The following is a 12,087-nucleotide window of genomic DNA, read 5'->3' as shown; positions in this document are numbered from 1 at the left end:
ATAAAAATGCAGGCTTTCGCTAAGCGTATCCGAACCTGTCGAGGATATAGCTTCTTTGTGGCAATACCATACCTAGAGATACTCCTTTCAGTCGCAGTATTTCCTTCGGTTGCAAAATAAGTGTGGGTATAGGGCTAGTCCACAAATAATAAAAATAATTTTTAACAAAATATAATTGTTTAGGTATATACAAAAATATATTACAAACTAATAATATATTTAATCATAAAAATAATTTATCTATTATAGAAACAGCCTTTTTAAATCTTTCTTGATAATCGCCATTGATAGAATGATACTTTATATTTAAATTATGAAGTATATCTTTTATTTTATTGCTGTATTTAATTCTGTCATTCTTTATTACTTCGCTTCTGTCGCCATCTTGAATAAAATCAACATCGGGCTCTAAAAATAGTATAACATCATATTTATTTATATGTATAATAGCTTTTGCTAATCTTTCATTATCTATAATATTTTCATCTTCTAAAAAATGCATATAAAAGTTAGTTATTATTGCATCAGTATCAATAAATAATATCTTGTTGCTTCTTTCTATTGCTTTAATTTCATTTAATTTATGAGTAAGAAGTATTTCCGTAAAATCTTCTGAAAGCATAAGTAAATCAGTTCCGGATTTTTCAGACAATTCTCTGCCTGCTTCTTCTATATAGTTGGTATTATAATAATTTGCAAGATTAATTGTAAGTGTGGATTTTCCTGTACTTTCGCTTCCTAATAATAGAACTTTTTTTGTATAATAAGGCTTTACTATATTAGGCAAATAATCCCAGTATTTATAAACATTCTCTCTTATTTTTGAAGAGCTTATTTCATTTCTCTCTATAAATATTAACTCTGAATCTTTATAATATCTTGTATAAAAAGAATCTTTATTTTTATAATCATCTCCGCAAAATACAGCATCTATACGCTCACCTATAGCATTTTTTATTTTTATAGAATCTTCTTCCCAAAAATCTTCTGTATATTCTTCTTTTGTATTAGCATTATCTTCTATAAATATAATTTTTACATTTCCAATATGCTTTGTTAATTGATAAATCCAACGGTATCTTATTTTTTTATCAATTTCATTTCTGTTATTTCCAACACACAAAATTATATAAAGCTTTTTACATTGATTAGCAGCCTCTATTATACATCTTACATGCCCAAGATGAAGCGGATTAAAAGAACCTGCATACATTCCAACATTATACATAAAAACTCCAATAATGATTAATTAATGTTTTTAGATGATTCTTTATACCATTTTATAAACATAAACAAAGCATTAACTAAATAAACACTCCACATAAGCAAAGTAGCTATATTATCGCCGCCGCTTGAGAAATTAATATACCATATAGAAATATTTAAAATGTTTACTAATATCCACATTATCCATTGTTCTGTGCATCTCTTTACACATAGTATCTGAGCAGTTACAGCAAATACAGTACTTGCACTATCAATAAATGGAAGCGAACCGCCTAATTTTTTTAATATAAGTCCGTAAATAAATATTGATATAAAAGATAAAGTAAATATTATTATTTTAAATTTATTATTTAATTTTGTTTTTATTACTTCTTGGCTTTCAGTATTTATATTTCTGCTCCATAATACAAAGCCCACTATATTCATAGGTATATAATAAAATACATTGAGCATAAACTCACCGTAATATTTTGCATTAAAAGCTATAATAGAATAAAGAATAGTATTAACCATTCCAAATATATATGAAGATAATTTTCCTTTACCTGTAAGTATAACGCATAATATACCGCTTATAGATGATACTATACCTATAATATTTTCTTTCCAATAAATAGAAAGCGATAATATTATACCGCTTGCTAATATTATCCATAATATTTCTATTAATTTCCAATTTTGAAGTTCATTTTGTATAAATTTTTTCATAATTAATAAAAATTAAATTATATTATCTAAACTTAAAGAAGGATAATTCTTTTACTATATCCTCTGCCATTCTTGAAGTTTTAGCACTAGCCTCTGAAGCTTCTTTTGATAACTCTTCATTCTTTATCATTATTTCATTAATAATACCTATATCATTATTAATATTATTAATACGTTCTGTTTCATCTTGTGAAGAAGCAGATATCTCCAAAAGAATATTAGAAGTAGAAACAGAAGTTTTTGCTATCATATCTAAAGTTTTAGAAGCTCTTGCAACAGAATCACTTCCATTGTTAATCTTTTTAACAGCATCTTCTACTATAACAGTAATATCTTTTGTAGCCTGTGATACTGTAGTAGCAAGTTTTCTTATCTCGCTAGCAACTACAGCAAAACCTCTGCCCTGCTCTCCTGCACGAGCAGCCTCTACAGCAGCATTCAACGCTAATATATTAGTTTGTAATGCAATAGATTCTATAGATTTTGTTATCTCAAATATTTTTTTACTAGATGCTTGTATTTCATTCATATTGCTTTCTATTTCAAAAATAGTATGTACTCCAGTTTCTGTTGTATTTTCCATTTTATCCATAGAATCTTTAGAAGAAGCAATACTTAAAGACGATAAATTAATAGCAGTTGATATATCCTTTAAAGCTTCATCAAGTTTTTCCAAATTAACAGCTTGTACATAAGCTCTTTCCAAAAGCTTTTCACTAGAACTAGATATTTCAACACCAACACTATTAATATCTTCTATAGCTTTTTTTATTTTAAATACCAATTTACCAATTTTAGCTTCCATATTATCTATGGCACGTGCTAAATCGCCAGCTCTATTTCCTTTAGCTAATATCTTCTTATCTATTCTATAAGCAAAATTACCTTCTGCCATATTATCAATAGCAGTTATAGCCATATTCAAATAATTTGAAAGAGGAAGCAATACAATAGAAGTTAAAAATACTCCCATAATTAATAAGAATATAACTGTTAATACAAATATTAATGTTATCTTACCAAGTATAGAATTATATCTATCCAAACTGCCTTTTACAGCCAAAGCCCAATTAGCACCATTCACTTTTCTTACGCAAAACCAATTATTATTTTTTATAACTACAGGAGAATTATTATTAGTTATATATTGTGCAGCATCTTCAAAAATTTCATCACTATTAAATAAAGTAACTCCATCTTTAAGCACATAATTAGGATCTCTATGTCTCATATAATAACCATCAAGAGTAACTAAAAATATATTATTACTGCTTACATTTTTATAAGAATCTGTAAAACCAATACTTGAAAAATCTATACCAAGCACGCCTTTTAATTTTCCATTTGTATAAACAGCTTTAGAAAAAGTCACAAGAAGTTTTTGTGTATTAAAATCAACATAAGGCTCTGTTATATATATACCATTAGTAGTTAAAGCACCTTTATACCATACTCTTGAAGTTTGATCATAGTTAGTAGGATATTGATGCGTAACACTTAAAAATAAACCGCCTGCATAAAATGGAGTTTGATTACCATAAAGAATATCAAAAAAATCTAATCTCTTACTATAAACATTTGTCATAGATAAGCCCATTTCATAAGGAGTCAAATCTGATTTAGCATAAGAATCCAAAATATTTAATACTAAACCTATATTAGAAATTTCTCTCTCTATAGAATAATCTATAGAATCTATATCCATCTTCAATACTTCTAAATAGTTAGTCTTATATATATTTCTAAAAATCATAAATACTATTATAGCTGATATAATGATAAATAAAGAGTATGGAATAATTAATTTTAAAAGAAGTCTCACATTATTTTTCATATTACCTATTACTCCTTAGCCTTAAACTTAAAGAAAGAAAGTTCTTCTACTATATCATTAACTATCTTTGATGCTTTTACACTAGATTCAGCACTTTCATTAGCAAACTTAGTATTGCTTTTTGTTATATCATTAATTTTAGCAACTATATTATTAATATTATTAATTCCAGATTTCTTATCATTAGACATTCTATAAACTTCTGATAAAGAATTTGAAGATTCCAAAGAAGATGATTCTATACTTGTAAGAACTTCAGATGATTTACTTACAAATTCACTTCCATGTTCTATTTTAGAAACAGCACCTTCTACAATCTGAGTTATATTATCAGCAGAATTAGTTACTGTTTGTGCAAGAGAACGAACCTCTGTAGCAACAACAGCAAATCCCCTTCCCTGATCTCCTGCTCTTGCAGCTTCAACTGCCGCATTAAGAGCAAGTATATTAGTTTGAGATGCTATGGATTGTATTGTTTCTATAATATGAGAAATTTTATTACTTGATTCAGTTATTTCATTCATATTATTTTCTATTTCATTAATCATCTTAACGCCGACTTTTGTATTTTCAAATGATTCATCACTCATAGATTTAGCATCATCTGTTTTTTTAGATTCATATTCTATAGAAGAAGATATTGAATTAATAGCACTTACCAAATTAGATAAAGCATTGGACTGTTCATTTGCTTTGTTTGACAATTCAACACTGACATTCGCTATTGCTTCGCCATTTTTATTAACTTCTTCAACTCCCATTTTTATTCTATACATTGTCTTACCAAGATTTCTCTGCATTTTTTCTAATACTCCGGAGAGTTTTTTTGTAACTGTACTGTTCATTTTACTTTCTTTAATTCTCAAAGTAAAATCTCCTGTAGACATATTTTCCAAACAAGTTATAACATCATCTAATCTGTCTGAAAGAGGTATTATAGATATAGAAACTATTATTAATTCTCCAAACACAAATAATATACCAAAACCTATAAGGAATAATATTAAATATCTTATGCTGCTGTAATAGAAAGAAGCATCTCCTTTAACTGATATATACCAAGGAGCATTATTAATCTTAGCAACAGTATACCAATACTTTCCTTTAATATATATATTATTATTATCCATATTGTTTCTATATGAAGAAAATAATTCATCAGAAAATAGAAGTCTATCATTATTTAAAATATAATCTTCTTCATCATGTGTAATATATAAACCTTCTTTTGTAACAACATTAATACTTTCATTATTCTTTTCAGATATAAGCATATTCATATTATCAAAATCTATTCCGAAATATCCAGCCAATCTATTATTAATCTTTATTTTATTAATGAATGTTATTACCAATTTATCAGTTGTAAAATCAAGATAAGGCTCTGTCATATATAAATCTAAAGAAGATTTTGAAGCATTAACATACCATTCCCTAGTAGTCTGATCATAATTTGCAGGATATGTTATTCTTGAACTGATAAAAGTACCGCCTCTGCTATATGGAACAGTATTGCAGTAAAATACATCAAAATAATTTCCAAATTGTCTTACATTAGTGATAGTAGTAGCTATATTAGGAGTATTAATACCAAGTTCAGCATAAGAACTTAAAAAACTAAGAGAGTTTACTATATCATCTACTTTACCCTCTACATCTTTTTTAACAGTGTTTACATCTACTGAAACTTTATTGAAATAAAAATCTCTATTAATAGGAATAAATATTGATACTAATATAATACCTAATATTGCAATAAATACTACATAAGGTATTGTGAAACTTAATATAAGTCTTATTCTATTTTTCATAATAATTTCCAAAATATGTTATATAAAAAGGATATAAAATTTATTAAAAATTTCAAGTTAATAAATGGAAAAAACTTAACTATATATAGAAAAGTATATTACATTATGATTATTTTTATATTTTTTCATAAAAATAATACAAACAATCATTGACAAATTATTAATTAATGATATTATCCTTGCATATAATTGATCTTTGAAAGGGGATGCTCCGGCTTCGACTGCGATGGTTGGAACGTATTTTGCATAGTCGTGCTAGGTGTATGCACGTTAATATCATACCGAAGAATAAGTGCAGACGAATATGCACTCGCAGCTTAATTGAAGTTGCCGCTGATTAAGTGATTTGTCTATGGGTTACTTTTTCGGTGCCAAAACACATAGAACTTGTATTAGGTGCCGTATGAGCCTAATATTACGTACACCCATGCTAGTCTTATAGTTTTTCTGCTTGTCTTCTACCTATAAGGCGAAACTTCTGAAGATAAGATATGCTATGTAGACGAATATGGTACGCTTCGTAGGACGCGGGTTCGAGTCCCGCCATCTCCACATATTCATTCCCTTTCTTTTCCTATTTTTTAATCTCTTAAATAAAATTTCTTTTTAATCAATGTTTATACTGAAAATTTTTAAGTTTGTCATTTTTTTTATTCAACTTTTTCCCGTTGCAAAAAGTGCAATTACATAATTAGTACTAAATCATACTAAAATTGTTTTATATGTAAGATAGGTTATTAATTTAAGCTAAAATATAGTCCTTTTGCTTCTTTGGGCCACCAAAAGAAGTGGGGTGTTGCGTAAGCACGCAGAGCGGTGGGCAAAGCCCTGCAAATATTTAAAATTCAAAAAAATTATTTCTGGCAAAGTATATTTGTTTAGGTATATACCAATTATTAAATTATATAAGGAAGAAAATATTATTTAGGCATAGAAACGCCGTAATGTATATTAACCCAAGCAACACCTAAAAAATTCTTCCAGCTTCCATCTCCCGGATCTGAAGGAACATTAGGTAAATATAAATCTGTAGGTTTTGAAGCAGTAAATGGATTTGCCGTTACAGCATTTGCGGAAGTACCTAAATATTCAACATTTTTTATGGAAGTACAATTATTAAAGCATGAATCCCTTATTATTGTTATTCCATTAGGTATTTGAATACTTGTTAATGAAGTACATCCGCTTAAAAAATCTGCAATAATTTCCTGCATATTAGGAAGCAATATAGTTATTAATGAAGTAATATTATTTAATGTAAATTTATTATCTGTATTTAAATTACTTCCTGATAAATCTAATATTATATCTTTTTCATTTTGAATAACCGTTTTTATATTATCAAAAATTTTAGATGAATTATCAATATACCCTGTTACAACTATAATATTTTTACCAGCTATTCCTTTATTATTTTCTAATGCTGTTCTTATTTCTTCTTCAGTAGAATTGGCACCAACAGTATATAAATTATTATTTATATCACCGGCATCACCTGTATTATCTGTACTGCATTCATATTGTATTTTTGGAGAAGTTATTTTGTATTTACAAGAAAGCAAAATAAAAAAAATGAATAATAATATTATAGCTTTTTTCATTTATATGTTTTTTCCTTGTTATTTTGGCATAGTCTTACCATAATGTATAGTCTGCTTACTCCAATCATACTTCAAGAAATTATTCCAAGTTCCATCTTTAGGATCAGCAGCAACATTAGGAAGATATAAGTTTACAGGAGTACTATTTTCAGTATATCCATCAAATACCCCTCCTCGTTGTACGGTTATAGCAGAAGGATTATTTCCTAAATATTCCACATCTTTTAATGATGTACAATCACCAAAAGTATAATGATACATATTAACTAATGAACTAGGCAAACTGATTTTCTCTAATGATTTACATTTAACAAATGCTGACGGCCATATTATAGATAATTTAGATGGCAAATTTATTTCTTTTAATGCATAACAATCACCAAATGAGTTGTTTTTTATGGTAGTAACTGTTTCAGGAAGTACAGCCTTAGTTAAACTAGAACTGTTAAGAAATAAATTAGATTCTAATATTCTTAATTTTGTTTGGCTTAAATCAGCAACTTGTAAACTCAAACAGCTTTGAAAAGCTCCGACTTTAATTTCTGTTATAGAAGATGGAAAGTTAATTTCTGTTAAACTAGAACAATCTCTAAATGCATATTGACCTATAGTTGTTATGGTATTAGGCAATGTAACTTTATTTAAATTTCTATTTCCATTAAATGCATTATCTGCTAATTCTGTAATTGTTGTTCTGCTTAAATCAAGATATACTCCGTCTTTTGTATATGTTTCTTTTTTTATTATAGTATTTATTTTTTCTAATGTTTTATTATTATCAATGTTTTCTTTTGTATCTTCTAAAAATATTGCATAAGAACCTTTGTCTGTAAAATACTTCTGCATTTTAGCTTCTATATCAGCTTCTGTAGTATCTGCTTTTACAATGTAGTCAGTAACATTTTCAATAGGTGTTTCTACTGGATTATTTGCTGATGGATTCGTTGAAGAATTATTGCAAGAATATACAAATGCTATTAAGACTATAAATATAATATTATTTATCATTTTTTTCATATTATTTACCTCCGATTAATACACTATAATCAAGCGTTTTTTAGTATATTAAATTTGAAATTACAAAAAATCAAGTAAAAATAAAAATTATTTTACTCCTTTATTTATACCATAATTATTTTTTATAATATGAAATCTTAGTATTTATATAACAAATATTATATTTTAGGCACTTTAAATCTTAGTCCAGCCAAAACTTCATGATAACCTTGTGCTTTAGTATCTATCAAATATCTATATCCGATATCTATAGACATATAAGGAAGCACATTGAATGCCATTCCTCCGCTAACTCCGAAAACTAATGTACTTAAAGAATTTTGTAATTTTACCCCATTTAATTCTTCAGGTATTCCAGTGTTTATTCTTCCGCCTATTGAAAGACCGAAATAAATTGTGAAAGGTGCATATTTAGTGAGCAATGTCTGTTTATAAACTTCATCTGTTAATTTTTCTTTAGTTAATAAAAAGTTTATATCAAAAAATACAGAACCTAATAATGTATGCATTTGCATATCATCAGACATGCTTACTAATTTTCTTCCAAGATACTCAAATTCAAATCTTACAGGAGATGATTTATTTATAGTAGGTATGCTGTAGCCTAATGCAAAACCTCCTCCCATATAATTGAAATATCCTTTTTCCCCATTATCTTTATTATAGGCATAAGAACCATCATGAGCAAATGCTGCTTTAGGAGTTATATACAAACCTTCCGGAATTATTGAGAACAGCTTTTGAGTGCTATGAAATAAAAATATAAACATAAATATTATTATATAACTTTTTTTCATTAGTCAACTCCTAAAAATTTAGCCTTACAGATGCTACAACATCATGACTTAATTGAGAACTTGTATTAAGAAGCAATCTGTATCCTAAATCAACACTAACTATTTCAGTTATATGAAATGCTAAACCGCCTCCGAACCCATAAATAAATTGTGTTTTATTATAATATTTACTTGTTTTAAATAGAGCTAAATATTCATAATTCATACAAGTAATATATCTATTCAATTCCCCGCCTAATATAAATCCGGCATATACTGACATAACAGGTCTTTTTCCGCCGTTTAATTCACTTCTTACAGAATCAGGATTATCATAATTGATATATAAGAAATTAAAATCATAATAAGCACCAACTAAAAATGTATGCGACTGTACAGTTTTTATATCTGAAGTATAAGCATTTCCAGGTAATGCATTCCTATATAAATATTCAAATTCTACCCTTACAGTACTATACTTATGAAATATATCAAAGTTATAACCTACAGCAAGTCCTCCGCCTGCATACATATTTAAAGTGTTTTTAGTATTGCCTTGTATCTTTAATCCTGAATCTCCTATATTGAATATAAATTTAGGTGCCAAATAAGCTCCTATATCAATAGGCATAAGTATGCTGCTGAAACATACAAGAATAACAAAAACAAATAATAACTTCTTTATATTAAACTTCATAATGATTCCTCAAGCATAAATTAAAACAATATCCCTATAGCAAATCTTGGCAAAGGTACAAGTCTTATTAAATTATTATAAGATAATCCAATATCAATAATAGATATATCAAGGAATGGACGTACCCCGCTATTTACTCCTAAGCCTCTGGACATATCTATTCTAAATCCAAGCTCTCCAGAAATATAGAAATCATACATATATGACATTCTATTTGTATATGTAGAACTTTCTTTTATATATTCTCTATTTTCAGTCATAAATATAGTAGTACCTATTTTAGGCATCAAGAAAAATCCAGATGCTTTATCTTTGCTATTACAATAGAATCTTCCTCCAACAGAGAAGCCAAGGGCATATACATTTCCATTATAAGTCATTTTAGAATTATCATAGTATGTTTTCATAGTAGCAAAAGTTGTATCTACATTTATATCTATTTTTTCAGATGCTCTGTATGTATATGTTATACCCAATCCAAAAGTTCCCTGAGTTTTAAGATGGCTAGGATCGCCGCTTGGAAAAATGAGATTAAATACTGTTGGTGCTGTTAACATATAAAATATAGTAGGCCCAAAATTTACACCTAAAGAATGTCTATGAGACATTGTATTAGTTACTGTAGATACATTATTATCTTTATTCAAGTTTTTTTCTACTGTATTATTTGTAGGTTCTTTAGCTGTTTGCTGAGCAAAAGAGATGCTAGTAAGTATAAATAAAAATAAAGCTATTAATTGTTTCTTTCTCATTTTATACCCCTAACTAAAATCTTAAACTAAAGCCTATTCTAGGAAACAAAGCAAATTTTATAGCTGATACATAATTAGCCCAACCAGGAAATGAATTCCAAGAAGGTATCATAGCAGATAAATCAACTAAACCGCTTCCAAAGAAACCTATGCCTTCTCTAATATCTTCATAAAGTCCAGGCATTCCAGAACGTACATAATAACCTATTTCAAATAATGATATATCTATATAAGGTTTTACAGGCCATTCTCTCGTAGGGAATAATTCTATAGTCCAGCCTAATTCATAAGATAAATACATTGTAGCATCAACTGTATGACGTCTAGTTTTTAATCCCGAAATACCATTTTCTGTTTCTACATCATACATAAAAGTTTCAATTCCAAATCTTAATGTATTAACAACCTGTCTTTTTTTACCGCCGTAGAATTTTATTCCTATTGTAGCAGGCATATATATTAAAGAAGCTTGCAAATAAGTATCAGAACCTATTAAAGAACCGATATTATCTCCTGTAATACCGCCAGTTCCTGAATCTGGGAGAAAAGCACCAGCCAAATCTCCTACTTTATCTTTAGGTATTCCAAGTCTAAATGTCATAGATTGAACACCAAATCCTAATTCTATTCCTATACGAGGGTGAACTAATAAAGTATATGATATATTAGGTACATACCAAAAACTGCCTTTAGCTTCTATAGCTTCAATATATTTTCCAATATCACCTAATTCAAAATTAGCCAATCCGGCCAATGTTTGATAATTATTAAATACTGTATCGATTAAATGAGGGAACAATGCCACATATCCTGGATTTAAGTTTACACTTACTATTTGTCTTCCTTTAATCCAACTGTAAGTATTAGTATCAGATTGTGTTGACATTGGTATGCCGTTAGCATATAGATTAATTATAAATACATTAAATACTATAATAGCTGTAAGGATTTTTTTCATGTCAAAGCCTTATATATTTATTGTTTTGGCCCTATCTGACTAGGATTGCCAAAATTGCTGGAACTTAATCCGCCGAATAATTCTATTAACCTATCTTTTTCTTCTTCTGTAACATTTAAACTTGCTGCTATTTTATCTACATCTATTTTATTAGGATCGCCGCCGCTATTAACAATATCTTTCATAACACCAGTAATATTTTCTTCGCCGACTATATTCATAACTTCATCAATAGATTCTTTAGCCTGCTGATCCATCTCTACAGTATACAAATTATCTCCGCCTGGTACTGCTACTATATAGCCTTTATCTCCGCCTTGATAAACACCGCCTACACCTAATATTGTATCATTAAATGTATAATCTTTTCCATCTATTTTTAATTTATCGCCATCTACTGTGACACCTTGCCAATTACCGCTAGCTATTTTATTTAAAAAGAAATCAGGGCCAGGTTCTGTTATTGTCAAACTTGTTTTCTTACATGAAAATGATGCTAGTAAAATAAATACTATAATAGCATATTTTGAAAATCTCATTAATGTTCTCCTAAAATAAAAATATATTATATAATTATACTATTTTTATTTATAAAAACAACTATAATATCATCTATATAAACTCGGATATATATATATTAAAATTTAATTTTGAAAGCATATATTTATAGTTATTATTAAATAATTGTATTTACATAAAAACAAAA

Annotated in this window: 11 protein-coding genes and 1 other RNA gene; 1 reads left to right on the top strand and 11 read right to left on the bottom strand. The window is 27.8% G+C overall.

Annotated elements, in window-relative coordinates; translation table 11 throughout:
- Nucleotides 1-223: 223 nt before the first annotated feature.
- From Q0K52_RS05460 to Q0K52_RS05445, 4 genes are read right to left on the bottom strand one after another with little or no spacing between them, the layout of a single operon-like run.
- Nucleotides 224-1,228, bottom strand: coding sequence for an AAA family ATPase (locus Q0K52_RS05460; protein ID WP_297297287.1), 1,005 nt, complete (start codon nucleotides 1,226-1,228; stop codon nucleotides 224-226).
- A 17-nt stretch (nucleotides 1,229-1,245) separates the two neighbouring features.
- Nucleotides 1,246-1,935, bottom strand: a complete 690-nt coding sequence (gene pnuC / locus Q0K52_RS05455; RefSeq protein WP_297297285.1) for a nicotinamide riboside transporter PnuC — start codon at nucleotides 1,933-1,935, stop codon at nucleotides 1,246-1,248.
- 22 nt (nucleotides 1,936-1,957) lie between these two features.
- On the bottom strand, nucleotides 1,958-3,769 hold the full coding sequence (locus tag Q0K52_RS05450; RefSeq protein ID WP_297297283.1) for a methyl-accepting chemotaxis protein: 1,812 nt from the start codon (nucleotides 3,767-3,769) through the stop codon (nucleotides 1,958-1,960).
- A gap of 8 nt (nucleotides 3,770-3,777) precedes the next feature.
- Nucleotides 3,778-5,580, bottom strand: a complete 1,803-nt coding sequence (locus Q0K52_RS05445) for a methyl-accepting chemotaxis protein (RefSeq protein WP_297297281.1) — start codon at nucleotides 5,578-5,580, stop codon at nucleotides 3,778-3,780.
- 202 nt (nucleotides 5,581-5,782) lie between these two features.
- Here Q0K52_RS05445 and ssrA point away from each other — a divergent pair.
- Nucleotides 5,783-6,135: a transfer-messenger RNA gene (gene ssrA / locus Q0K52_RS05440) on the top strand.
- Nucleotides 6,136-6,500: 365 nt separating this feature from the next.
- Here the strand turns inward: ssrA and Q0K52_RS05435 are convergent.
- The 7 genes from Q0K52_RS05435 to Q0K52_RS05405 form a co-directional block, all read right to left on the bottom strand.
- Nucleotides 6,501-7,181 (bottom strand): leucine-rich repeat protein, encoded by a 681-nt coding sequence (locus tag Q0K52_RS05435; RefSeq protein WP_297297279.1) that lies wholly within the window; start codon nucleotides 7,179-7,181, stop codon nucleotides 6,501-6,503.
- Between the two features lie 18 nt (nucleotides 7,182-7,199).
- Entirely contained in the window at nucleotides 7,200-8,198 is a 999-nt protein-coding gene (locus tag Q0K52_RS05430) for a leucine-rich repeat domain-containing protein (RefSeq protein WP_297297277.1), read from the bottom strand.
- 158 nt (nucleotides 8,199-8,356) lie between these two features.
- Nucleotides 8,357-8,995, bottom strand: a complete 639-nt coding sequence (locus Q0K52_RS05425; protein WP_297297275.1) for an invasin — start codon at nucleotides 8,993-8,995, stop codon at nucleotides 8,357-8,359.
- A 10-nt stretch (nucleotides 8,996-9,005) separates the two neighbouring features.
- Complete coding sequence (locus Q0K52_RS05420; protein WP_297297273.1) at nucleotides 9,006-9,671, bottom strand: tia invasion determinant; 666 nt, start codon at nucleotides 9,669-9,671, stop codon at nucleotides 9,006-9,008.
- Between the two features lie 20 nt (nucleotides 9,672-9,691).
- The gene (locus Q0K52_RS05415; protein ID WP_297297271.1) at nucleotides 9,692-10,423 is read right to left on the bottom strand and encodes a hypothetical protein; all 732 of its coding nucleotides are present in this window, start codon (nucleotides 10,421-10,423) and stop codon (nucleotides 9,692-9,694) included.
- A 13-nt stretch (nucleotides 10,424-10,436) separates the two neighbouring features.
- Complete coding sequence (locus Q0K52_RS05410; protein ID WP_297297269.1) at nucleotides 10,437-11,381, bottom strand: hypothetical protein; 945 nt, start codon at nucleotides 11,379-11,381, stop codon at nucleotides 10,437-10,439.
- 17 nt (nucleotides 11,382-11,398) lie between these two features.
- Entirely contained in the window at nucleotides 11,399-11,920 is a 522-nt protein-coding gene (locus tag Q0K52_RS05405) for a hypothetical protein (protein WP_297297267.1), read from the bottom strand.
- Between the last annotated feature and the right edge of the window lie 167 nt (nucleotides 11,921-12,087).

This window comes from uncultured Brachyspira sp. (assembly GCF_944390845.1).
Classification (GTDB): Bacteria; Spirochaetota; Brachyspiria; order Brachyspirales; family Brachyspiraceae; genus Brachyspira; species Brachyspira pulli.
The sequence above is the reverse complement of the archived record's forward strand: the minus strand, read 5'-3'. Positions and strand labels throughout refer to the sequence as shown.